Here is a 22,766-nt window from a genome sequence, read left to right as displayed (position 1 = left end):
CGGGTCATCGGAGTTCTCCGATGACAAGGTGTTTGAGTTCCTGGAATGCCCGGATTCCGTCCGGGCCGCGTTCGCGGCCGAGGCCGCTGTGCTTGTACCCGCCACTGGGTGCGTAGGCGCTGAACAGTGCCGTGTTGACGTTCACCGCTCCCGTGCGCAATCGCCGGGCGATTGCGGTCGCGGCGGCGGCATCGGTGCTGTAGACCTGTCCGGACAGGCCGTAGTGGCTGTCGTTGGCGATTTCGACGGCGTGGTCGAGATCGCGGTATCCCAGCACCGCCAGAACCGGGCCGAAGATCTCTTCCCGCGCGGCGGGATTCGAGTTGTCCGGCACATCGAGCACGGTCGGTTCGATGTAGTAGCCGCGGTCGAGTCCTTTGGGCCGTCCGCCGCCGTACCCGACGATGGCGCCCGCGCCGACGGCCTGTTCGATCAGCCGCTCACAGCGTTCCCGATGCGCGGCGCTGATGAGCGGGCCCATCGCGGTGGCCGGGTCGGTCGGTGCGCCCACCGTGAGATTCGCGTACGCGCGCGAGACGGCCTCGAGCACCTCGTCTTTGTGTTCCCGCGGTACCAGCATCCGGGTGGCGGCGACGCAAGCCTGGCCGGCCATCCGGGCGACCACCGCGGTAGCGCCCGCAGCCGCCTTGGTGACCGCGTCGGCGAGATAGATCTGTGCCGATTTGCCGCCGAGCTCCAGCGCCACCCGCTTGATGGTCGGTGCCGCCTGTGCCCCGATTCGGGCCCCGACAGCGGTCGACCCGGTGAACGAGACCATGTCGACCGCCGGATGGCTGGTCAACAGCTGCGCACCGGCCGATTCGGACTCCACTACGACACTGAAGACGCCGGGCGGCAAGCCCGCCGCCTCGGCCGCGGCGCCGAAGATGAGCGAGGAGATCGGTGTCAGCGGACTCGGCCGCAGGATGACCGAATTGCCGGCTATCAGGGCGGGCATGATCTTCTGTAACGCCAGGACGAACGCCGCGTTGTAGGGCGTGATCACGGTGACCACGCCGACCGGCTCGTGGCGGCGGACGCTCAACGCCACCCGGCCCCGCGTGAGCTCGTCGACCGGGACTTGGCCGGCCTGCTCGTGCCGCATCGAGAGGTACAACTCTATTGTGTTGCGGGCCAGCATCATTCCGGACAGGAACTGAGACTGCTCCGCGAACGCGAGCGGCTGGCCGGCCTCGGCAACCATGGTCGCCACCAGCTGCTCTCGAGCCTTTTCGACATGATCGAGAAAGGCATATAGCCTCCGGGCGCGTTCGGTCGCTGGTGCATCGGCCCAGACTCCGCTGTCGAAACTTCGACGCCCCTGAGTGATCGCGCGTTCGATCTCGCTCAGCGGAGCGGCGGCGAGTTCGGTGACGAGTGATTCGTCGGCGGGATTCTCCACGGCGACAACGTCATCACCGGTCACCCAGGAGCCGGCGACATACGATTGCCGTTCGGCGAGGATCATCGCCATGTTCTGGTCTCCATTTCCCTTGCTGTGCAGGTCATAACGGCTCGCTGGTGTAGACAACGGCGCCGCCGTAGTGCGGTGCGGAATGGCAGGCGAGGGCGACCGTGGCGGCCCGCTGCCGGGCGCCCGCGCGCCCGGCCAGTTGCAGATAGCACTCGAGCATCTGTGGGATGCCGTGCATGCGGCCGTTACCGAGAGCGCCGCCGCCGGAGAGAATCGGAAGCCCGGTAGGGGAGTCGCTATCGATGCCGCCCTCGTGGACGAAGCGGTGCGCCTCGCCGGCGGGACACAGACCCAGTGCCTCCAACCAGAAGTAGACGAAGGGGGAGAAGCCGTCGTACAGCTGCGGCAGGTCCACCTCGCCGGGGCCCACCCCGGCGGCCGCCCACAGTCGCCGCGCGGTATCGGCGCCACCGGCCATGATGTCGTCGAGCGGCCAGTGCGATGGCAACCGCGGTGGTGTTGGGCCGCTGCTCGCGTATCCGGCGATGTAGACCGGTCGGTGCGGCAGGTCTCGGGCGCGCTCGGCGGAGGTGAGCACGAAGGCGGCCACGCCGTCGACCGGAATATCACAATCCAAGCGCCGCACCGGATCGCTGACCATGGGCGCCGCAAGATAGTCGTCGGTGCTCAGCGGCCGTCCGTGCCAATACGACCACGGGATGGTTGCCCCGTTCTTGCGCGCCTCGACCACCACGGCCGCCATCGCGTCCGGATCGGCGCCGTACCTTTGCAGGTACTCGTTGTAGGGCAACGCGATCATCGGCAATGGGCCGCCATAGCCCTGCGGCACGGTCCACTGCTGTGGCCCGGCGACGGCGGTCAGCGGATTGTCGTGATAGCCACCGGCCGGATTGTGCAGAGCCCGATGCAGCACAACATAGTCCGCGGCACCGGCGGCAATGGCGTTGACCGCCAACGCCACCGAACCCGGTATCTGGCCGACACCCTGGAAGCTCGCCACGTACAGCGGGCCGGTGCCGATCCGGTCGGCCAGCCAGTTGGCGGTCACGGTGCTGGTTCCGTCACTCACGGCGTGCGCGCCCGCGGTCGGAAACATGGCGGAGGTTACGAATCCGTCGATTGCCTCGGGTGTGAGGCCGGCGTCGGCGATCGCCGTGCGTGCGACGTCGACGGCGACCGCGCCGAGTGGGCGATCGAATCGGCGTCGCACGGCGCTGTGTGCGAATCCGACCACCGCGACCCGGCCGCCCGCGCGGAATCGCCCGGTCACGAGGTCACCGCTGTGCTGCCCGCGTTCGTCGCGAGCTCGAAGGCCGCAACAGCGAGGTCATCGGTGAGGTCCTCGAAGGCGACCCGTACCGGATCGCCCACGCGCACAATGGTTTCCGGACCGTTCAGTAGCCGTCCGATCATGCGGATTCCGCACGCCTCGACGAGTTCGACATCGACGAGTAGGTACGGCACCTGATCGGCGAAGCCGAGCAGCGACGCTTTTCGGATCACTGTCCACGACCGCACCGTGCCGCGCCCGCTCACCGGCTCGTACCGGAAGTCGGGTGTGGAGGTGCCGCACCGACGGCAGGTTTCTCCGGGTGGTAGCGCGAACCGGTCACACCGGCCGCATCGAGCCAGCGTGAGGATGTGCCGCCCGGCTGCCGACCAGTATTCGGCGGTGCGGGCGTCGGGGACCGGTAAGGGGCGCGCGATCCTCACGGGATCACCCCCGCGTCCTTGAGCCCGGTGATCCCGTCCCACGAGTAGCCCAACTCGAGTAGGAACTGCTCGGTGTGCTCGCCGTGCTCGGGTGCGCGCCGCAGGGTGGGCGGCCGTTCGTCGAACTGCACCGGTCCGGTGGGCAGGGGGTAGGACTGTCCGTTGTCCATATCGACCTCGCCGAGGTATCCATTGGCCAGCACCTGCGGGTCATCGAGCAGTTCCGCCACGGCCTGCACCGGCGCCCATGGCGCGTCGAGTCCCGACAGCAGCTGCTTCCATTCGTCGAAGGTGCGATTGGCGAATTCCGTCTCGAGTTCGGCCACACAGGCGTCGCGGTGCGTGGCGCGGGCGGCCAGATCCACGAAGCGGGGATCGTCGACGAGGTCGTCGCGCCCGATCAGGCCGCAGAAGTCCGCCCAGTACCGGTCCGACTCCAGGAAGACCAGTTGAATGTGCCGGCCGTCCTTGGTCCGGTAGGCACCGACCAGCGGATTGACCGAACCGCCGCGGCCGGATACCGGCTGCGGCGGGGTTCCGGCCAGCGCGGAGAGCACATCGGAGGACAGCATCCACATCGCAGTCGCCAGCAAGGAGACGTCGACGACCGTGCCCGAGCCGGTGCGCTGCTGCCGCAAAAGTGCGGCTGCGACGCCAAAGGCCAAGGCCATCGCGCCGTTTCGGTCGCCCATCGCGCCGCGCTGGCTGATCGGGTAGTCCCGCTCCGGTGGGGTCAGCATGTGCGCCACGCCGCCGTGCGCCCAGAACGCCGAGGAGTCGTAGCCGGCCTTATCCGCGCCGGGGCCTCGGCTGCCGAAGCCGTGGCCCCGGGCGTAGACGAGCCGGGGATGGCGCCGCGTGAGCCTGTCGGAGTCCAGTCCGAGCCGGCGCAGCGCACCTGGCCGGAAGTTGGTGAGAAAGACGTCCGCCGTGGCCAGTATCTCGTCGAGCAGTTCGCGGCCGCGCTCGGAGTGCAGGTCGATGGAGATCGATCGCTTACCCCGATTGGCCAGGGCCACAGAGAGATTCACCCCGGCGCTGTCGCTGCCTATGCCCTGCGTGGCCAACTGGCGATACGGATCGCCGTTGGGACGTTCGACCCGGATGACCTCCGCGCCCCAGTCGGCCAGCAGCGCACCCGCCACGGGCACGAACACCCACTGCGCCAGCTCGACAACCCGCACGCCGGTGAACGCGTCGGAGTCCACTGCTCACCTCCCGTATAGAACGCGACTATCGCAATTAGTAGAACTTCACTCTCGAATAGAGTAGAACTTGATTCTCGTTTTGGGAAGACCGCACCTAGGCGGAGAAGGCGATGTGGAGCTCCCGCAGTCCGCGTAGCAGGAAAGTCGGTTCGTACTGGTAGCTGCGGTTGCCCGCGGGACCATGGAAGATCTCGTCGATGGTGATGTCGATGACTCGATCGAGTAGCCGGTTCAACGTGACCTGCCCTTCCACCCGGGCCAGCGGTGCACCCGCGCAGGTGTGGATGCCGCGGCCGAACGCGATGTGCTCGCGGGCATTACGGCGGTAGAGCTGGAAGTCGTCGGGGTCCTCGAACTTGCGGGGATCACGATTGGCCGCGCCGATGCACAGCATCACCACTGTCCCGGCGGGAACGTCCACACCGCCGACGGTGGTGTGTGTGCGGGCGAGCCGGAAGTCGACCTTGGTCGGGCTCTCGATGCGCAGTGATTCCTCCATGAACCCGGCGATCAGGCTGCGGTCCTCGCGCAGTATCCGCTGGTACTCGGGCTGCTCAGCGAGGACTCGCACCGCTGCGCTGAGCAGTTTGGTCACCGTCTCCTGGCCGGCCGCGAACAGGAACGTCGCCGGTCGCACGAGTTCGATCACCGATGGTTCGGACCCATCGGGATACAGCGTCGACGCCAGGATGCCGAGAATGTCGTTGCGCGGTTTCTTTCGTCGATCGCTGATGTACGCGCTGAAGGTGTCGTCCAACCACTCCAGCGGATTGGTGCCGGGGGCGTCCTGGTACATCGATCCTTCGATGCTGCCCGGAGTCGTTTGACCGGCGAGCCTGGCTCGGAACTCGTCGCGGTCCCCGTCGGGTACGCCGAGGAGGTCGGCAATGACCAGCGTGGCGAACGGTTTGGCGTACTGACCGAGGAATTCGCAGCGACCGTTGGCGAGGAACTCGTCGAGCTGCCGATCGGCCTGATCCCACATGAACTCCTCGTTCTCCTTCAGCCGCTTGGGCGTCAGAAGCCGGGCCAGCAGCGCACGGGTGCGCGTGTGCTCGGGGGGATCCATGGTGACCATGTGCTCGGAGATCCGGAACTGCGGCCGATGTGCCTCGATCTGCGCGCTGATGTCCTCGCCTTCCGGCTGGAACGGCAGCGGCGGGAACGGTCCGCTCACCGAGACGCAGGCCGAGAAGTCATCCGAATTGCGGAAGACCTCGATGGCCTCTCGGTATCCGGTGACGACCACGACCCCGTGGTGGGGCTCCCGGAATACAGGGTTCCGACTGCGTAGGTAGTCCAGATATTCGTACGGGTCTTGGGCGATGGCCGGATCGGAGAAGTAGTCGACGGAGGCAAGGTCGGTCATGTTTCGTCAGCCTTTCGTGGCGAAGAAGGGCGGCGGCGATCGTTGGAGAATGCCACTCTCGATTGAAGTAGAATGATACTCTCGCATTCGGGAGTGAAACTCTTGAGAATCGGTCAGCGAACGACTGACGGATGGGAATCGAGCATCGATGTGCTCGATCTGCGACGAATGAGGTTATTCATGAGCGGGCGGGTCGACGGCAAGGTCGCCTTCATCACCGGTGCGGCACGCGGTCAGGGCCGTAGTCACGCGGTGCGCTTGGCGCAGGAGGGCGCCGACATCATTGCGATCGACGTGTGCAAACCGGTCGGTGGGAGCGGCGGCATTCCGGCGTCCACACCGGACGATCTCGCCGAGACCGCGGATCTGGTGAAGGGCCTCGGCCGCCGCATCATTACGGCCGAGGTCGATGTCCGGGATTTCGACTCGCTGCGGGCCATAGTGGACAGTGGTGTGGAGCAGCTGGGCCGGCTGGACATCATCGTGGCCAACGCGGGTATCGGCATCGGTGGCGCGACACTGGACCAGACCGATGCGAAGGACTGGGACGCCGTGATCGACATCAACCTGTCCGGCGTCTGGAAGACGGTGAAAGCCGGTGTGCCCCACCTATTGTCGGGCGGGCGCGGCGGGTCGATCATCCTGACCAGCTCGGTGGCGGGACTCAAGGCCCACCAGAACATCGGTCACTATGTCTCCGCCAAACACGGGGTTGTCGGCATGATGCGGAGCTTCGCCGTCGAATTGGGACGGCACCGCATCCGGGTCAACACCGTGCACCCGACCAATGTCAACACCCCCATGTTCATGAACGACAGCACACTGCGGCTGTTCCGTCCGGATCTGGAGAACCCCGGCCCCGACGATCTCGCCGTGGTCGCGCAGCAGATGCACGTGCTCCCCGTGGGCTGGGTCGAACCAGTGGACATCAGCAATGCGGTGCTGTTCCTGGCGTCGGACGAAGCCAGGTATGTGACCGGTCTACCTATGACGGTCGATGCCGGGAGCATGTTGAAGTAGTTGGGCCCATCGTGTTTCACGAAACGCGCTACACCGGCACCGCTACACCGAGCCTGGCCGACGGCTGGCGGCTGGAACGGCTGACTCCACCGAGCCGACTGTTCGGTGCGAACGGCCTGCGCACCGGTCCGGACGGCCGCATCTATGTGGCGCAGGTCACTGGCAGTCAGATCAGCGCCCTCGATGTCGAGACCGGCCTACTGGAGACCATCAGCGCCAAGGGCGGCGATGTCATCGGTCCCGATGATGTGGCCTTCGGCCCGCAGGGCGACCTCTTCGCCACCGAGCCCATGGAAGGCCGCGTGAGTATGCGCGGCACCGATGGTCGCACCCGGATAGTGCGCGACGACCTGCCCGCCGCGAACGGCATCACCGTGCACCGGGGGCGTCTGTTCGTGAACGAGTGTCGTGTCGGCGGCCGCCTGGTGGAGCTCGATCTGTCCGGCGGCGCGCCGCGCGTACTGCTCGACAACCTCGCCATGCCCAATGCCATGGAGGTCGGACCCGACGGCCTGCTGTATTACCCGGTCATGGGAAGCAACGACATCTGGCGGATCGATCCCGAGGGCGGCGAGCCGGAGCGGGTCGCGGGTGACCTCGGCGTCCCCGATTCCGTGAAGTTCGATTCCGAGGGCTTCATCGTGTCCACCCAGGTGTACTCCGGTGAGGTATTGCGCATCGATCCCCGCACCGGTGCGCGCAGTGTCCTGGCCGCCCTTCCGCCCGGTCTCGACAACTGTACTTTCGTGGGCGAGCGGCTGTTCGTCTCGAGTTTCACCGGGGAGATCACCGAGATCCTCGGCGGTGGTCGGACTCGAGCGATATTGCCCGGCGGTTTGAATTGGCCGCTGGATCTGACCGTCGATGAGGACGGCAACCTCTATATCGCCGACTGGACCTATTTCTATGTCCTGCGCCCGGGAGGTGAGCCGCGAATACTGGGGATGCTCTCCTTGCCGGGCTTTCCGGGACACCTGCGCGGTGTGAGTGCCGTCGGCGGCGGCGAATTCATCGTCACCACCGCCAATGGGGCGGTTGCCCGTTACCGCCCCGCGAGTGGCGACAGCGAAATCCTTGCGCAGGGCTTCGATCAACTCTACGGCGTGGCCGTCGCACCGGGCGGGCTCGTCGCGACCGCCGAATTCGGCACGGGCAGAGTGCTTTCGGTCCGGTCCGGCCAGGTCGAGGTGCTGGCCTCGGGCCTGCGGGAGCCGGTCGGCGTGGCGTTCGGTTCGGACGGCACCTGCTACGTCGCCGAATCGGGTGCCGGACGGATTGTCTCGATCACCGGCTCCGGTGTCGACACGGTGGTGGACGATCTGAACCAGCCCCAGGGCATTCTGGTCCGCGGCGGTCGGCTCTATCTCGTCGATGCGGGGGCCAAGACCCTGCTCAGTGTCGATCTCGACAGCAACGCCCGGGAAACCATAGCCCGTGATCTGCCCGTCGGGGCCCCGCCCGGTATCACCCCGAAACCCCTGCGAGGGATACCGCCGTTCTTCGGGCCGGAGGGTCCCTTCGCCGGGATCGCGGCCGGGCCGGACGGCACCCTCTACCTGTCCGCCGACGCCGAGGGCAGTGTGCTGGCAATCAGAAAGGTGCAGTAGCGGCGCGGTTCACCGCCGAACTCATCTGCGATCGGACCCTTAAATCCCAGACCAACCCGAGCTAGCCTCAGGTTATGTGCCGAAATATCACTGCCCTGCGTGGGCTCGAGCCCGCCGCCACCCCGGAAGAAGTGCATGCCGCCGCATTGCAGTACGTCCGTAAGGTCGGCGGATTGTCGAGCATCTCCGCGGCTACGCGCCCTGCGGTCGACGCCGCAGTCGAGGAGATCGCCGCCGCGACCATGCGGTTGCTCGAACAATTGCCTGAGCGGAAGGTGCCGCCGAAGTCCGTGCCGCCGCTGCGCCGGCCCGAGGTGCAGGCGCGCATTCATGCGCATTCGCACGATTGACGCTGCTCTGAGCAGATCTGCTGAGGGCAGCGTGGCGAGATTTTTCGGGTAGGCGCGCGGCACGGTGGAGTCATGGCTCACGATGACAAGACACCGTTGTTCAGTTGGCGCGCCAGGGAGCAGCTGCTCAGCAGGCGAATTCTGGTGCTGGACGGTCCGCTCGACGACGATAACGGGACGCTGCTGATGACGCAGCTGCTCACGTTGGCGGCCGAGGATGCCGATGCGGGGATCTCATTGTGGATCCACTCCCCGGGCGGTTCGGTTCCGGCAATGCTGGCCATTCGCGATGTGATGCGGCTGGTGCCGTGCGAAGTCTCCACCTTGGCGCTCGGATTGGCTTGCAGTGCAGGACAATTCCTGTTGTCCGCGGGTACACCGGGGCGGCGGTTCGCCCTTCCGCACGCCAGGGTGCTGATGCATCAGGGCTCGGCCGGAATCGGCGGTAGTGCGGTCGACGTCGAGGTGCAGGCCGATGACCTGCGCTACACCGTGGAGACGGTGCTCGGCATTATCGCGGGCGACACCGGCCAGCCCTACGACCGAATTTATGAGGATTCCCTGCACGACCGCTGGTTCAGCGCGGTGCAGGCCAAGGAATACGGCTTCATCGACCACATTGTCGGCTCGTTCGGGCAGATCGTGCCGCAGCGCCAGCGGATCGGAATTTCGGCATGACTTACACCATCCCCAATGTGATCGCCCAGCATCCGCGCGGCGGCGAGCGGATCACCGATATCTACTCGCACCTGCTCGCCGAGCGGATTGTCTACCTCGGCACTCCGATCGATTCCGGTGTGGCGAACGCACTCATCGCGCAACTGTTGCATCTGGAGTCGGAGAGTCCGGAGCAGGAGATCAGCCTGTACATCAATTGCGAGGGCGGCGATCTGTCCGCAATGCTCGCGGTATACGACACCATGCAATTCATCAAGGCTCCGGTGGCGACCACCTGCGTGGGCCAAGCCATCGCGGTCGGCGCGGTACTGCTGGCCGGAGGCGAACCCGGTCGCCGCTCCCTGCTGCCGCACGCCCGGGTGGTCCTGCACCAGCCAGCCGCCCGCGGTCAGGGCGCGATTCCCGATCTGATCCTGCAGGCCGACGAACTGGTGCGGATGCGCGCCGAAATCGAGTCGATCCTGTCGCGGCACACCGGGCAACCCGCCGAGCGGCTACGTCATGACACCGACCGCGACCGCGTCTTCACCGCACACGCGGCCGTCGACTACGGCCTGGTCGACAACGTGCTGGGTGCCCGCGCCATCTGATCAGCGTCTGCCGCGCGCGGGCTTGCGCCGCGCGCAGATCGAATGGTGGTTGGACTTCAGTGGCGAGTGGCCGGTGCGCCGGAGTGTGACGACGGGCAGCCCGGACTCAGGCGGCGAGTGCCATGAGCGTGGGCCCGGCCTTGGTGCGCGGCATCGAGTGGTGGGCGAAGGTGAGCCGACGACGAGCGCGCAATTCGTCGGCCACCTGCTCGGTGAGGCCGAATAAGGTGGTGCCGAGCGCGCCGGCCAGCGCCGCGATCATCTCGCTCGACGGCTCCTTGCGGCCGCGCTCCACCTCGGACAGGTACTGCGGCGAAATACCCGCACGACCGGCGGTCTCGACGAGGGTCTCGCGTTGCTCCTGCCGCAATGTGCGCAGCTGTTCCCCGAGTACCTCGCGCCACAGCGGTTCCTCGGTGTGCCGAGGTCGGTCGTCGCGTCCACCTTGGATCGAGTGCAGCTCGGTCATAGGAAGAGCGTAAGACCACGGCCGCCATTGCGGCGGGGCGTTACGCTGTGGGCGGACAAACCGACGAAGGCCCCATGTCCAACGGACACAGGGCCTTTCGCATCGAGGCGAGATCAGGGCAGCGGAATCCACTGGCCGAATAACCAGAAGCCGTGGCCCTGGGGTTGCTGATCATGCCGCTGCTGATCCTGACGCTGATCGTGGCCCTGCTGTTGCTGCTCGGTTCCCGGACGCTGATCCTGTCCTGGATCGGCGCTCGCCACGCCCGCACCAACGCCGAGCAGTCCGACCAGTACCCCGCCCGCGATCGCACCCTTCGCCAGCTTCGACTTGATCTTCATCTACGTTCCTCCTGTTGTCGGGTCTCCGTCCGAGACCGTCGACCCTTCCGATCCGGACCGACAAGACAATCTTGGAATCGCAAAATTTGCGCACCCTAGCCCGTGGCTGTGAGTTAGCTGGGACCGATCCTCCTTCACCGCGCAAGCTGTTCGCGGACCCGATAGGTGGTCATGATGTTGAGGCGGTGCAGGTTTCGGCACAATTCGAGGAAGCCTTGTTTGGCGAGATCGAAGGGAATCTCGTATCCGCTCAGGGCGGTGGAGAATTCGGGGTCGAGGTCGGTGGCCCAGGGATCGGTGCACAGCCCGTAGGTTTCGTCGAGGGTGTGGCCGGCTTCGAATGCGGCCCTGGCCGCCGTGCTACGCGACCAACGATGATCTCCCTCGACGATACCGACGACAGCGGGGCGGACTGCGCCCCGCGGGGTAAGGAGACAGCAATGACCATTCGCAAGGTGACCGTTCTCGGAACCGGGGTGCTGGGATCGCAGATCGCATTCCAGTCCGCATTCCACGGATTCGATGTCACCGCCTACGACATCAGCGAGGAGGCCATTGCCGGCGCGCGCGACCGTTTCGCCAAGCTCGCGCAGACCTATCGCATCGAAGTGCCCGGCGGTGATATCGAGGCCGAGAAGACCGAAGCTGGCATCGTCTTGACGACCGACCTCGCCGCGGCCGTACAGGATGCCGACCTGGTGATCGAGGCGGTGCCGGAGGTGCTCACCATCAAGGAGCAGACCTACCGGCAACTGGGCGAATTCGCGCCGGAAAAGACCATCTTCGCCACCAATTCGTCCACCCTGCTGCCCAGCGATATGAAGGACTACACCGGCCGTCCCGACAAATTCCTCGCGCTGCACTTCGCGAATCTGGTGTGGCGGTACAACACCGCCGAGGTAATGGGCACACCTGATACCGATCCAGAGGTCTTTCGGGCGGTCGTCGAGTTCGCTACCGCGATCGGCATGGAGCCGATCGAACTGCACAAGGAAAAGGCGGGCTACGTCCTCAATTCGCTGCTCGTACCGCTGCTCAATGCGGCCATGGCCCTTGGCGCGGGCGGATTCGCCGAACCGGAGGCGGTCGACAAGACCTGGCGGATCGGTACGGGGGCACCGACCGGGCCATTCCAGATGCTCGACGTCATCGGCCTGACCACCCCCTACAACATCCTGGTCAACAGCGAGGACGGACAGGAACTCGCGGCCTGGCTCAAGACCAACTACATCGATAAGGGCAAGCTCGGCATCGCCACCGGAGAGGGTTTCTACAAGTACTCCGCATAGCTCGCTTACGGCACAACGACCGGATGCATCTCGAGGTCGATGCCGAGGCGGGTGAGCATTTCGCGGAATTCACTCGCCGGGTAGTGCTCGTTCTCGGTCACCAGACCGAGAACGGAGCCGCTCCCGAGTGTGGACAACGGGCGGATCCGGTCAACCACATCCTCGATCGGATCGAATAGGCGCAGCTCGGGGCGGGCTTGCTCGAAATAGTCACGCAGCCAAGGGAGATGGGTGCTCGACAGCGTCGCGGCGTTGATACCGGGATGCTCGGCGAGTAGCTCGTCCAAGAATGCGCTGACCTGCCGCGCGGTGTGCTCGCGGTTGAACAGGAACTCGCCGCTCTCCACCAGTTCGACCAGCGGCGAGGCATTCACCGCATGGACTCGATCGACGGCGGAACCCGCTTGCGCACCAAGGAATTCGCGCATCTGCGGACTCTGCACCAGCGAGCGCACACCGAGCACCGCCACTTCATCGGCAACCGCGAGCGCCTCCCGAACCGGCGGCCGCACACCGAAAATCGGCACCGGGCCGCGCACCTCGTCCAGGATGGTCACCGAGGGCGCATTGGAGGCCAACAGGATTGCGCTCGGCTCATATCCGGCAAGAAAATCCACCGATAGTAGTCCGGCGCTGAGGGTGAACGGAATTCGCGGCAGGGCGACAGTTGCCAGTGCATGTGCGGTGAAGAACAGGACTGGGAACCAAGGACCGGCCGCTCGTGCCCAGTCGCGGATCTGTGCGGCGTCCGGGTGTGCGACGAAGGGCGCGATCGCCACCAATGCCGCCAGCAGCGCCACCGCACCGATCAGTCTCGGGTCGCGCACACCGCGGCGCGCTACGCCTGTGCTCTGCATCAGCGGGGCGCGGGTTGGAACAGTTCGACGAGGTTGCCCGCGGGGTCTTGGAGCAGGACCTGTTGTCCGCCTGGGCCGCTGAGGATTTCGTTGCGGAAGGTGACACCGGCCGCTCGGAGGCGCTCGACTTCGGCGGCGATATCGTCGACGACGAGCTGGAGGCGGTTCCAGCCGCCCGGGGTCGGTACCGCGCCGTCGGGCATCGGGCGTGCCGCTGAGCTCTTGGGTCCGGCCAGCAGCAGCTGGAGTGGGCCGCGCACGACGGCGGCGAAGGCCGGTGCGGCGTCGAAGTCGACGGTGAAGCCGAGGTGGGTGGTGTAGAAGTCGACCGCTGCCCGCACATCGTCGATGAGATAGCGGATGCGCGCGAGTTCGGTCGGTGCGGTCGTCGTCATGACGGATCTCCTTCTTGTTTTTCCAGCGGCAGGAACCCGATGCGGTTGTCGAGTTCGGTTGCGAGACTTTGGAATTCGGGATAGCTTGCACGATCGGTGTCCGCGGCGGCGGACGGATCGGGCAGGCTCCAATGCGTTTCGGTCGCCGATCCGTGATCACGCGGAACCTCGCGGATCTTGTCGCAGAGCGTGATCACGTAATCGAAGCGCCGCGCCGCGACCGCCTCGAGTGACTGTGGCAGCCGGGGTCCGAGATCGATGCCGTAGTCCTCGTGCAGGACTCGTACCGCATTCGGATGTAACCGCGGTGCGGGATGACTGCCCGCACTCGCGACCTGGATACCGTCGACGCGGCGGCGCAGCAGAGCCTCGGCCATCGGGGAACGCGCACTGTTACCGGCGCACAGGAATAACACCGAGCTGTTCTTTCGCCACCGTCGCCGCGTCGGCGCCAGGGCCGGATGCAGGGCGGTTGCCGCCTCGCCGAATTCCGTTGCGCAGCGCGACAAATCGAGGTGGTAGTAGCTGTCGCGGCCGTCGAAGTTGCTCCGCCGCACCGTCACCAGCCCGGCCGAGCGCAGCAGTCGCAGGTGGTAGGACACCAGATTCTGCGGCTCGTCGAGGGCGGCGACCAACTCCCGCACGCGACGATCACTCGCGGCCAATTCGGTCATCAGCGCCCAGCGCAGCGGATGCGCCGCCATGCGCATCAGCAGCGGGACCGGCACGCGATGGGATGTCACGTACGCCAGAATACATCAAACTGATTTGATGGGATTTCGATTCGGCGCGAAAATCCCGAGATGCCCCGACCGAGCCCTTACTCCGGTGCGGGCTCGGCCTCTTCGGATTCCTCAGGTGGTGCGGTGACTACGTCGATCTGTTCGCCGAGATAGCGGGCCACCACCGCGATGACGGCCGCTACCGGTACCGCGAGGAAGGCGCCGACGATGCCATAGAGGGAGCCGCCCGCGGTGATCGAGACCAGCACCACCACGGCATGCAATTTCATGCTGCGGCCCTGCAGAACCGGTTGCAGCACATTGCCTTCCAATTGCTGGACGGCGATGATGATGCCGAGCACGATCAGCGCCGTGGTGACACCATTGCCGACCAGTGCCACCAGCACCGCCAGCGCCCCGGCGACGAATGCGCCGACCATCGGCACGAAACCGCCCATGAAGGTGATCACCGCGAGCACGAACGCCAGTGGCACATGCATGATCACCAGTCCAGCGCCGATGAATACCGCGTCGATCAGACTCACCAGCGCCTGCACGCGGATGAATCCGCCGAGGGTGGACCAGATCCGGTTCAGCACCTCCTCGAGGTGCCTGCCGCCGCGGCTGCCGAGTACGGCGTGCAGCCACGGCAGCAGCCGTGGACCGTCCTTGATGAAGAAGAACGCGAGGACCAGCACCAGGAACAGCGTCACCAGCGTGGAGGTCGCGGTGGTCACGCCGGTGAAGACGCCGGAGGCGATCTGTTCCGAACTGGACTTCAGCCGCTGCGTGATCGCCTCCACCGCGGCTTGCAACTGCTCGTCGCGGATGCGTAGCGGCGGACCGTGTAGCCAATCGCGCACCTTGTTGACGCCCTCGGAGGATTTGTCGGCCAACTCCGGGGCTTGATCCACGACCGACGGGACGATCAGCGCGATGACACCGGCGAGGACAGCGATGAATCCGAGCAGGGTGACCGAGGCCGCCGCGCCCGGCCGAAAGCCGTGCGCGGTGAGCCAGCGGGTCGGCGGCCACAGTATTGTCGCGACGATCAGCGCCAGCGCGAGCGGCAGCAATACCACCCAGAGGGCGGCGACGACGGTGCCGAGCACCCAAACGCCCGCCGCGATCGCCACAATGCACAGCGACCATTTCGCCAGCCAGATGAGTCCGGCGCCGATCGCGTCGCCGCGATCGCGGGTCGGTGGGCGGGTCTTCTCGGTGCCGTCCTGCTCACTCACGCCGCCAGTCTGGCACGGGAGACGGCACTCGGCGAGGATTGCCCGAAAAGGCGATTCCATCAGTACTGGCACGCAATGGGTTTCGGGTTGTCCGCGGCAGGCGGCGACACCGTCGTCTACCGGACGATGCCATGACCGGTACGCTGCGCACGAGTTAGCGATTCAGTACCTTTTCCGCCTTGTCCGAGGCGTCCGGAACCTCCTCCGCGAACCAGGTCCGGTAGAAGGTGAACGCCAGCGCGGCGAATACGCCGAGGATCGCGACACCGAATGGGAACGGGTAATTCGCCATCGGCAGCGCGAGGAAACGCACGCAAACCAGCACCCCTGCAAAGGTCGCGATACCGAAGGTCACCACCTGCGCACGGCCACGATCCCAACCCCGGTCCGGATCGCGCAGGACGGATTCGACGGTCAGGCACAGTGCCGCGCCCGCCACGAGGTCCACCCCGTAGTGGGCCCCGAGGCCGAGCGTCGCGACGAGGGTGCAGACCAGCCAGAACGCACCGCCCCAGCGCAACCATAGCGGTCCACGCCGAGAATGGATGAACAGCGACAGCGCCCACGCCGTATGCAGCGACGGCATGCAATTACGCGGTGTGATGCTGTCGAACGGCATCGAATCGACCGCAGACGGCAGTGCCGCAACGACATTCGGCCAGACATCGGCGAGCTCGAAACCCTGCCCCTGCGGGCCGAATGCGAGCACCGGCCCGACCACCGGGAAGACCACATAAAACAGTGGACCGACCACGCCGAGGGTCAGGAATGTGCGCACCAGATAGTGACGCGGCCACGCGCCCGCCGTCACACCGCGCAACTGCCACGCCGCGACCACGATGGCCGCGACCGGCAGCTCGAAATACACCCATCGCACCACGCCCAGCGGTACCGGTCCTGCCGCATCGAGCGCCTGTCCGATCAGCCACGACGGATTGCCGAGCGCGTGATCGGCCAGTTCCGCGTACGGATCCAGCACGGTCGGGCAGGCCCATGCGGTGATGTCCAGCCAGATCTCGCCGACTTTGGTCGCCAGAATCAGCAGTGCGCCGAGAGCGATTGTGCGCAGCGCGGTTTCGCGCCGCGCACCGGTCCAGCGCGCGGCGGCGATCACCGCGAGCGCGGTGAGCACAATGGTCGGACCGTTCCCGACCGTGAACAACCGCCCCTCGATCGCCCGAATGATCACGAAGATCACATCGATGCCGACCGCCGCCGCTAGTGCACGCACCCGCACATCCCGGGGAAGGCCGATCAGCGCCAACAGAAATCCGGCCCACGGCGTCGTCGCAGACTTGGGTCGCCCGACGTAGTCCCAAGAAAGACTGGTCAGCGGCCCGAGCGCATTGATATGCACCGCCATCAACTGCCCCGCGACCAGCGCCACAACCGCGCCGACGACACTGCCCCAGATCAACCGAGATCGCCACGGACGCGCAGTCCCCACTTCCCCAGCAGGTGCGACCGATCTCTCCTGCGCGTCCTCAATCAACATCCCGACATCGTAAACAGGATGTGAACACCACTGTGCGCCACGATTAACGCAACCTGGGAACTCCCTGCGCGATCAGTGCCGAGGCTCCGGCGGATATCAGGGGCGGGCGATGATAAGGGGGCAGTTGGTGGCGTGTAGGACGGCTTGGCTGACCGAACCGAGGGTCATGCCCGCGAAGCCGCCGCGGCCGCGGCTGCCGAGGACGATCAGTTGTGCGTATTCGGCCTCGGCGAGTAGACATCTGGCTGGTCGATCCTCGACGACCATGCGCTCGACCTCGAGGTCGGGATAGTTTTCCGCGTAGCCGGCCAGGCTCTCGGCGAGCAGCTCCTCGGCTTCTTTCTGCATATCGTCGTGGGCGGTGTAGCGGTTGAATTCGGACCAGGTGAGCACCGCGCGCAGTGCGACTTCGCGGTGGGCGGCTTGGTCGTAGGCGACCTCGATGGCGCGGGTGGCGCTGGGGGAGCCGTCGACGCCGAGGAGTACCGGTCCGAGCAGTCGATCGGCTTTGTCGTTCTCGGGTTCGGGGATCACGGCGACCGGGCACTGCGCGTGGCGTGCGACGGCGGTACTGACCGAGCCGAGCAGGCCACGGCGGAATGCGCCGAGTCCGCGGGTGCCGACGACGAGCACGCGCGCTTCTTTGGAGCGGTCGAGCAGGACCGGGATCGGTGGTGCGTCGATGACGAAGGTGGCGATATCGAGGTCGCCGATGGGGGCGGCTGCCGCGGTCGCGTGGTCGCGGGCGGCGTTGACGGCGGCGGCACCGGTGGCTCGATAGGCGTCGTAATCGATGGGGTCGAAGGCGATTCCGGGACCGAAGTCCATCGGCGCGCCGATGCCGTACACGATATGTAGGGGTGCGCGGTGGCGCACGGCGTCGATCGCGGCCCAGCGCAGCGCCTCGGTGGCGGCGTCGGAGCCGTCGACGCCGACGAGTACGGGGGGATTGATGGTGGTGGACATGAGATTTCACTGCCCCTTCGGGTTTGCGATAGATCGGCTACCCGTAGGTTAGGAATCCGAGGCCCTCGCGCACGCCTGGCGTTGGTCACGAACCACAGGGCCCAAAGACCGCTCATGCCGCGGGGCATGCACAGATCACTCAGCGCCCGGGCAGGACAACAGTGCCGACCAGGCTAGGCGCCAGGGCTCGCCCTGTGACGTCCGAGCTACCCCTCGCCAGAGGATGCGTCTGCAGGCGTAACCGATCAGGGCAGCGGCGCGGACCAGCGCAGCACGGTGCCGTTCTCCCCGCCGTTGGTAATGCTGAAGCTGCCGCCCGCCTGCTCGGCACGGGTCGCCAGATTCGTCAATCCGCTCATGCGCTCGAAGCCGCCGGGCACGCCGACGCCGTCGTCGATGATCTCGATGGTGACGTCGTCGCGCACCCGCAGATGGACCGATACCGTTGTGGCCGACGCGTGCCGGACCGTATTGCTCACACCCTCGCGCAGCACCGCCTCGACATCCTCCGACAGTGGCGGCTCCAGCACCGAGACCGGTCCGGCCAGTCGAATCGTCGTGCGCAGCCCGCTTTCTCCGATCATTTCGGCGATGATGCCGTGCAACCGCTTGCGCAGCGTCGGGGCATCGGCGGTGTAGCTGCCATGCAGGTCGAAGATCGAATGCCGGATATCCTGCACGATCGACTGGATGTCCTGAATGGTCTCGGTGAGCCGAGATTTGACCTCGGGTACCCGGGCGCGCTGGGCAGTGCTCTGCAGTGATAGACCGACCGCGAACAGGCGCTGGATCACGTGGTCGTGCAGATCGCGCGCGATCCGGTCGCGGTCGGAGAGCACATCGAGTTCGCGGTTTCGGCGCTGGCTCCTGGCCAGTTGCAGCGCCAACGCGGCTTGGACGGAGAAGGCCGCCATCATGGCTTGTCCGGTGGCATCGAGCGGTCCGGACTCCGGTGGACGCAGGATCGTGAGCACACCGATGACCGTCTGTTCGGCCCGCAGCGGCAGCACCAGCGCCGGGCCGAATTCGGTCGGCTTGCCGAACAGCAGGCTGTACTTCAGCCGATCGACCGCGAGGACCCGGTTTTCCCGAAATACGATGCCCGAATGCGATTCGCTGATCGGAATGCGTTGTCCGGTCAGCTTGTGCGCATCGACACCGGCCGCGGCGACGACGACCAGGTCGGTCACCTCTTCGGGCGGAATATCCGGATCTTCGGGCAGTGCGAGGAAGCTGCACGCCGAGTGGGTCAGCTGCAGCGCGCGGTCGGCGACCAGCTCCAGCACCTCATTCGGCTCACCACCCGCGAGCAATTCGGTGGCGACATCGCGGTTGGCTTCCAGCCATTGCTGGCTGATGCGGGACTGCTCGTAGAGGCGAGCGTTGGCGATGGCGATACCCGCCGCGGCGGCCAGCGCTTGCACCACGACCTCGTCGTCCTCGGTGAACTCCTGACCACCGGACTTCTCGGTCAGGTACAGGTTGCCGAAGATCTCGTCGCGCACCTTCACCGGCACACCGAGGAAAGAGTGCATCGGCGGATGATGGGCCGGAAAACCCACCGAGGACGGATGCTTGGACAGATCGCTCAGTCGAATGGGCTTCGGTTGTTCGAAGAGCAGACCCAGGACACCGTGACCGCGCGGCAGATCGCCGATCATGACCCGGGTGCGGTCGTCGATGCCCTCGTAGACGAATTCGGAGAGCTCGTTGCTGGTCTCATCGGTTTCGCGCACGCCAAGGGCGCCGTACTCGGAGTCGACCAGCTCGATGGCGGTGTGCACGATCGAGCGCAGCGTGTTGTCCAAGTCCAATCCGGCGGTGACCACCAGCATCGCCTCGATCAGGCGATCCATCTGGTCACGGACCCCGACGATCTGCGCGATGCGATCTTGGACCTCACCGAGCAGTTCACGCAGCCGCAGCTGGGACAAAGTTTCCGTCACCGGCGGCTGGCCAGACACGGTCGACTCGTCATCCACAATGGGTATTCTCCCCCGGTGGTGTAGTCCATGTCACACCGGCCGAAATCGCAGGTCGCTCACCTTTCTTTCGGCGTCGGCGCTTTGAGCTCGGAGGCCAGCACAGCGGCCTGGGTGCGGCGTTCGACACCGAGTTTGGTCAACAGCCGCGAGACATAGTTCTTCACGGTCTTCTCCGCCAAAAACATCCGACCCGCGATCTGCCGATTCGTCAGCCCCTCACCGAGCAAACCGAGCAGGGTCCGTTCCTGTTCGGTGAGACCGGCCAACGGCCCGGTCTTGGCCTCGGCCTCCTCACGCAGCTTCGCCATCAACGCCGCCGCCGCGCGATTATCCAGCAGCGACTTACCCGCGCCGACCTCGCGAATGGCCTCGACCAGCTCGATGGTGTCGATGTCCTTGACCACGTATCCGCTGGCACCGGCCAAGATGGCATCGAGCATGGCCTGTTCGTCGGTGAACGAGGTGAGTATCAGACACCGCAGCTCGGGATGCTGATTCAGCAGCTCGCGGCACAGTTCGATGCCATTGCCGTCGGGCAGGCGCACATCGAGGACCACGACCTGCGGGCGCAGCGCGGGAATACGCGCCAAGGCCTGCGCCACCGTGCCAGCCTCGCCGATGACCTCGAGATCGGACTCGGACTCGATCAGATCCCGCACCCCACGACGCACGATCTGATGGTCATCGACCAAGAACACACTGGTCATCGCCAAGTACCTCCCTCGATTCATATTTCACCCTACTGAGCGATCGGGCACGGCGTTTCGAAGACAGACATCGTTGCCGAAGGACTTTCGACGATCCCGGGTGTGCTCATGGCTGCATCGTCAGGATGTCGGCGAGCGGGCGGCGCGGTGTAGGTGCGGTTTCGGGTGCATCCTCGGGTGCGGTGCCGACCCGGATCACCACCTGCGGGATGCCGGGGTGGGCGAGCATGCTCGCGATAACCATTCGGGCCGAGGGCATTTCGGTGATATGGGTCATCGGACAACTCGCCAGACCGGCGGTCGTGCATTCCAGCAGCAGTGCGGAAAGTGCCTCGCCGGTGTGCAGCCACGTGATGACCGACTCGCGGGGTGAGCTGAGCACCAACAGTCGCGCATTGTCCTCGAGGTCCCCGCGGCGGGCCGAATGCGGCGCGGACGGGAAGGCGCGTCCCACACTGACACGGGCGAACTCGGCATCGGAGACAAGGGCCTCGCGCGGGACGCCTTCGGAGTCGCCGGAATGTCCAGCCCACCAACGCAATTCGGTTTGGTATTCCATGTCGTAGCGGCGCAGCGCGGTGGCGTGTTCGGAAGCTCCCGCCAGCTTCCCGCGGGCACTGTCGTCGAGGACATCGAGCTCGAGGTCGTGCGGTGTCACCAGCATTCGTCCGGTGTGCAGGAGCTCTGACAAGCCGGTCGGTGCGAGCAGCGGCAGTCGGTCGGTACGTCGCCGATCAATGGCCCGGGCACGCGCCAGCACGCCGTCCGGCGGTTCGGGCCACGGTCGGAACTCGATATCCGCGAGGTAGTCGGGGTGCCTGGCATCGGGCAGCCGGGTGGTATCGGTGTGCCACCCCTTGGCGGCAAAGACGGTGCGCACATGATGCAGCATCGCGCCACAGCTGATCACCAACTGCCTGCCGAGTGGATCTGCCGAGGTCAGCAGGCGGTCGTCGTCGCGATACAGCCGCAGCCTGACCCCGTCGAACACCCACCGCCATGGCTGGGTGTTGTGCAACGACGGTGCTCGGCCGGCCAACTGCATGGCCGCCAGCACCGTCGGGTGGTCCGGCACGGAACGGACGGGAGAAGCGCTGGTATCGGTCATATCTTGAAGTGTCGTCGCGTGCGCAGCGGCTCGATATGGGCCTTGCGCCCGTTATCGAGGGTCGATGGTCACCCGCCGACTCGGGACGTTGTGCGGGTTGTCGATCGGTGCCGAAGGTCGGATGTAGCAGTGACTTTCGGCCCTCCCGCACTGGTCGTCGCGGATGCTGCCATCGAGTCTCCAGGGTCGGAGCTCAACAAAATATCGAATTGCGAGGTCGCCATGAGTGCGTCAGGGAAGTGGTCCACTCGGGCCTTCCCCGACATCGTCGTATTTCCGCGTGGACCGATCGCGGAGTTGGAACTCGAACGTGTGGCCGGGGCGGTCGGGCGATTGCTCAAACGAAATCGTGTCGACGGTGGTGCCCGGGTAAGGGTCATCGGCGCGAATTGTTCCAGTGGGCCGCAGTTGGTCCAAGTGAATCTGCGCGTCGGCGGTACTCCGGCGCGTGTGCAGACGGTTACGCCGGGGCCGGGCATGGTGCTGCCTGTCGTGCTGCGGCTGGAGCGGCTGATCCAGCGGTTGGCGACGAAGCAACCGGAGGCGCCGGAGCGGGAGCCGATGCGGCGGGGACTACTCGAGGCGTCCATGCACGGCACGATCACCCGCCGCAAAAATTGCTCGTTGCTGGTCGCGCCACCGGATGCGGCCGCCGCGGTGCTGGATGCGATGGATTACGACGCGCACCTGTTCATCGATGCCGATACGATCGTCTACCGGGGCGATGCCGCGGGGATCGGGCTGCTCCGCTCGGCTTGCGACCCCGCCGAAGCGCAGCCGATCCCGGAGTTGTCCGAGACCGCGGCCGTCGACCGGTTGTGCGGCGTCGGCCTGCCGTATCTGTTCTTCCTCGATTCCGCCACCCGCCGCGGGCACCTGCTGTACCGCCGCTACGACACCGACCTCGGGCTGATCACACCCCGGACGGATGCGCGGCTTGCCGGTTTCGGCGATTGATCCGGTTGAAACCGACCGCGGGACCAATGTCCCCCGATCTAGGGCATCCCGGCACTGTCGACTCCGGTGCCACCCTGGGCACAGTTGGACATGGAACCGGCCACCGACGGTCGGGCAGAAGCGAGACGGCACAACGGTCAACCGCGGGAGCGGATCACGGGTGGCGATTCGACTCGCCGTTGTCGTGCAGCAACGGAAGAGTCGTGATGTGGCGATCGGCGACCACGCCGTATCCGACCGACGAAATCGGCCGTCACCGCCGAA

The 22,766-nt window shown here is 66.0% G+C and carries 23 protein-coding genes; 7 read left to right on the top strand and 16 right to left on the bottom strand.

Translation table 11 applies throughout. The features are described from left to right. Window positions 1–4: 4 nt before the first annotated feature. The 5 genes from ACIBG0_RS23250 to ACIBG0_RS23230 form a co-directional block, all read right to left on the bottom strand. Window positions 5–1,474 carry an aldehyde dehydrogenase family protein gene (locus ACIBG0_RS23250; RefSeq protein WP_397035055.1) on the bottom strand — a complete coding sequence of 490 codons (1,470 nt, stop codon included), beginning with the start codon at window positions 1,472–1,474 and terminating at the stop codon, window positions 5–7. 31 nt (window positions 1,475–1,505) lie between these two features. Then, a complete protein-coding gene (locus ACIBG0_RS23245) occupies window positions 1,506–2,705 on the bottom strand; it encodes a thiolase family protein (protein WP_397035054.1) in 1,200 nt (399 codons plus the stop codon). Then, entirely contained in the window at window positions 2,702–3,148 is a 447-nt protein-coding gene (locus tag ACIBG0_RS23240) for a Zn-ribbon domain-containing OB-fold protein (RefSeq protein ID WP_397035053.1), read from the bottom strand. The genes ACIBG0_RS23245 and ACIBG0_RS23240 overlap by 4 nt, the downstream gene beginning before the upstream one ends. Further along, on the bottom strand, window positions 3,145–4,356 hold the full coding sequence (locus ACIBG0_RS23235; RefSeq protein ID WP_397035052.1) for a CaiB/BaiF CoA transferase family protein: 1,212 nt from the start codon (window positions 4,354–4,356) through the stop codon (window positions 3,145–3,147). The genes ACIBG0_RS23240 and ACIBG0_RS23235 overlap by 4 nt, the downstream gene beginning before the upstream one ends. 94 nt (window positions 4,357–4,450) lie before the next feature. Next, entirely contained in the window at window positions 4,451–5,725 is a 1,275-nt protein-coding gene (locus ACIBG0_RS23230; RefSeq protein ID WP_397035051.1) for a cytochrome P450, read from the bottom strand. Window positions 5,726–5,905: 180 nt separating this feature from the next. Here ACIBG0_RS23230 and ACIBG0_RS23225 point away from each other — a divergent pair, with 180 nt between their 5' ends. From ACIBG0_RS23225 to ACIBG0_RS23205, 5 genes are all read left to right on the top strand, one after another. Then, entirely contained in the window at window positions 5,906–6,745 is an 840-nt protein-coding gene (locus tag ACIBG0_RS23225; RefSeq protein ID WP_397035050.1) for a mycofactocin-coupled SDR family oxidoreductase, read from the top strand. Between the two features lie 11 nt (window positions 6,746–6,756). Further along, the gene (locus ACIBG0_RS23220; RefSeq protein ID WP_397035049.1) at window positions 6,757–8,352 is read left to right on the top strand and encodes an SMP-30/gluconolactonase/LRE family protein; all 1,596 of its coding nucleotides are present in this window, start codon (window positions 6,757–6,759) and stop codon (window positions 8,350–8,352) included. Window positions 8,353–8,426: 74 nt separating this feature from the next. Then, on the top strand, window positions 8,427–8,702 hold the full coding sequence (locus ACIBG0_RS23215; RefSeq protein WP_397035048.1) for a DUF2277 domain-containing protein: 276 nt from the start codon (window positions 8,427–8,429) through the stop codon (window positions 8,700–8,702). A 72-nt stretch (window positions 8,703–8,774) separates the two neighbouring features. Beyond that, on the top strand, window positions 8,775–9,380 hold the full coding sequence (locus ACIBG0_RS23210; RefSeq protein ID WP_364350367.1) for an ATP-dependent Clp protease proteolytic subunit: 606 nt from the start codon (window positions 8,775–8,777) through the stop codon (window positions 9,378–9,380). Next, window positions 9,377–9,970 carry an ATP-dependent Clp protease proteolytic subunit gene (locus ACIBG0_RS23205; protein ID WP_364350364.1) on the top strand — a complete coding sequence of 198 codons (594 nt, stop codon included), beginning with the start codon at window positions 9,377–9,379 and terminating at the stop codon, window positions 9,968–9,970. Before ACIBG0_RS23210 ends, ACIBG0_RS23205 begins: the two co-directional genes overlap by 4 nt. A 106-nt stretch (window positions 9,971–10,076) precedes the next feature. Here the strand turns inward: ACIBG0_RS23205 and ACIBG0_RS23200 are convergent, their stop codons facing one another. Further along, window positions 10,077–10,439 carry a helix-turn-helix domain-containing protein gene (locus ACIBG0_RS23200; protein WP_397035047.1) on the bottom strand — a complete coding sequence of 121 codons (363 nt, stop codon included), beginning with the start codon at window positions 10,437–10,439 and terminating at the stop codon, window positions 10,077–10,079. Between the two features lie 113 nt (window positions 10,440–10,552). Then, on the bottom strand, window positions 10,553–10,780 hold the full coding sequence (locus tag ACIBG0_RS23195) for a hypothetical protein (protein WP_397035046.1): 228 nt from the start codon (window positions 10,778–10,780) through the stop codon (window positions 10,553–10,555). A gap of 440 nt (window positions 10,781–11,220) precedes the next feature. Between ACIBG0_RS23195 and ACIBG0_RS23190 the strand changes: the two genes are divergently transcribed. Then, window positions 11,221–12,069, top strand: a complete 849-nt coding sequence (locus ACIBG0_RS23190; RefSeq protein WP_397035045.1) for a 3-hydroxyacyl-CoA dehydrogenase — start codon at window positions 11,221–11,223, stop codon at window positions 12,067–12,069. 5 nt (window positions 12,070–12,074) lie between these two features. Here the strand turns inward: ACIBG0_RS23190 and ACIBG0_RS23185 are convergent, their stop codons facing one another. From ACIBG0_RS23185 to ACIBG0_RS23145, 9 genes are all read right to left on the bottom strand, one after another. Further along, window positions 12,075–12,896 carry an Asp/Glu racemase gene (locus tag ACIBG0_RS23185; protein ID WP_397035044.1) on the bottom strand — a complete coding sequence of 274 codons (822 nt, stop codon included), beginning with the start codon at window positions 12,894–12,896 and terminating at the stop codon, window positions 12,075–12,077. Between the two features lie 29 nt (window positions 12,897–12,925). After that, window positions 12,926–13,321: a VOC family protein gene (locus ACIBG0_RS23180; protein ID WP_397035043.1), complete on the bottom strand. Its 396-nt coding sequence runs from the start codon at window positions 13,319–13,321 to the stop codon at window positions 12,926–12,928. Further along, window positions 13,318–14,064 (bottom strand): ArsR family transcriptional regulator, encoded by a 747-nt coding sequence (locus tag ACIBG0_RS23175; RefSeq protein ID WP_397035042.1) that lies wholly within the window; start codon window positions 14,062–14,064, stop codon window positions 13,318–13,320. The genes ACIBG0_RS23180 and ACIBG0_RS23175 overlap by 4 nt, the downstream gene beginning before the upstream one ends. Window positions 14,065–14,141: 77 nt before the next feature. Beyond that, a complete protein-coding gene (locus ACIBG0_RS23170; RefSeq protein ID WP_397035041.1) occupies window positions 14,142–15,284 on the bottom strand; it encodes an AI-2E family transporter in 1,143 nt (380 codons plus the stop codon). Between the two features lie 154 nt (window positions 15,285–15,438). Continuing rightward, complete coding sequence (locus ACIBG0_RS23165; protein WP_397035040.1) at window positions 15,439–16,779, bottom strand: DUF5933 domain-containing protein; 1,341 nt, start codon at window positions 16,777–16,779, stop codon at window positions 15,439–15,441. 96 nt (window positions 16,780–16,875) lie between these two features. Beyond that, entirely contained in the window at window positions 16,876–17,745 is an 870-nt protein-coding gene (locus ACIBG0_RS23160) for a universal stress protein (RefSeq protein WP_397035039.1), read from the bottom strand. 245 nt (window positions 17,746–17,990) lie between these two features. After that, window positions 17,991–19,727 (bottom strand): GAF domain-containing protein, encoded by a 1,737-nt coding sequence (locus ACIBG0_RS23155; RefSeq protein WP_397035038.1) that lies wholly within the window; start codon window positions 19,725–19,727, stop codon window positions 17,991–17,993. 59 nt (window positions 19,728–19,786) lie between these two features. Beyond that, window positions 19,787–20,437, bottom strand: coding sequence for a response regulator (locus ACIBG0_RS23150; protein WP_397035037.1), 651 nt, complete (start codon window positions 20,435–20,437; stop codon window positions 19,787–19,789). 106 nt (window positions 20,438–20,543) lie between these two features. Beyond that, entirely contained in the window at window positions 20,544–21,545 is a 1,002-nt protein-coding gene (locus ACIBG0_RS23145; RefSeq protein ID WP_397035036.1) for an Acg family FMN-binding oxidoreductase, read from the bottom strand. Between the two features lie 129 nt (window positions 21,546–21,674). Here ACIBG0_RS23145 and ACIBG0_RS23140 point away from each other — a divergent pair, with 129 nt between their 5' ends. Then, window positions 21,675–22,502, top strand: coding sequence for a hypothetical protein (locus ACIBG0_RS23140; protein ID WP_397035035.1), 828 nt, complete (start codon window positions 21,675–21,677; stop codon window positions 22,500–22,502). Window positions 22,503–22,766: the final 264 nt, after the last annotated feature.

It is taken from the genome of Nocardia sp. NPDC050630 (assembly GCF_044457245.1).
Classification (GTDB): Bacteria; Actinomycetota; Actinomycetes; order Mycobacteriales; family Mycobacteriaceae; genus Nocardia.
Note: the sequence above shows the minus strand (reverse complement) of the source record. Positions and strands in the feature narration are given on the sequence as shown.

Bases quoted from the DNA above. Each gene is read 5' to 3' on its own strand.
- ACIBG0_RS23205 (WP_364350364.1), top strand. From the start codon at position 9,377: ATGACTTACACCATCCCCAATGTGATCGCCCAGCATCCGCGCGGCGGC.
- ACIBG0_RS23210 (WP_364350367.1), top strand. From the start codon at position 8,775: ATGGCTCACGATGACAAGACACCGTTGTTCAGTTGGCGCGCCAGGGAG.
- ACIBG0_RS23180 (WP_397035043.1), bottom strand. From the start codon at position 13,321: ATGACGACGACCGCACCGACCGAACTCGCGCGCATCCGCTATCTCATC.
- ACIBG0_RS23230 (WP_397035051.1), bottom strand. From the start codon at position 5,725: ATGACCGACCTTGCCTCCGTCGACTACTTCTCCGATCCGGCCATCGCC.
- ACIBG0_RS23160 (WP_397035039.1), bottom strand. From the start codon at position 17,745: ATGTCCACCACCATCAATCCCCCCGTACTCGTCGGCGTCGACGGCTCC.
- ACIBG0_RS23150 (WP_397035037.1), bottom strand. From the start codon at position 20,437: ATGACCAGTGTGTTCTTGGTCGATGACCATCAGATCGTGCGTCGTGGG.
- ACIBG0_RS23165 (WP_397035040.1), bottom strand. From the start codon at position 16,779: ATGTTGATTGAGGACGCGCAGGAGAGATCGGTCGCACCTGCTGGGGAA.
- ACIBG0_RS23250 (WP_397035055.1), bottom strand. From the start codon at position 1,474: ATGGCGATGATCCTCGCCGAACGGCAATCGTATGTCGCCGGCTCCTGG.
- ACIBG0_RS23200 (WP_397035047.1), bottom strand. From the start codon at position 10,439: ATGACCGAGCTGCACTCGATCCAAGGTGGACGCGACGACCGACCTCGG.
- ACIBG0_RS23195 (WP_397035046.1), bottom strand. From the start codon at position 10,780: ATGAAGATCAAGTCGAAGCTGGCGAAGGGTGCGATCGCGGGCGGGGTA.
- ACIBG0_RS23215 (WP_397035048.1), top strand. From the start codon at position 8,427: ATGTGCCGAAATATCACTGCCCTGCGTGGGCTCGAGCCCGCCGCCACC.
- ACIBG0_RS23225 (WP_397035050.1), top strand. From the start codon at position 5,906: ATGAGCGGGCGGGTCGACGGCAAGGTCGCCTTCATCACCGGTGCGGCA.
- ACIBG0_RS23145 (WP_397035036.1), bottom strand. From the start codon at position 21,545: ATGACCGATACCAGCGCTTCTCCCGTCCGTTCCGTGCCGGACCACCCG.
- ACIBG0_RS23190 (WP_397035045.1), top strand. From the start codon at position 11,221: ATGACCATTCGCAAGGTGACCGTTCTCGGAACCGGGGTGCTGGGATCG.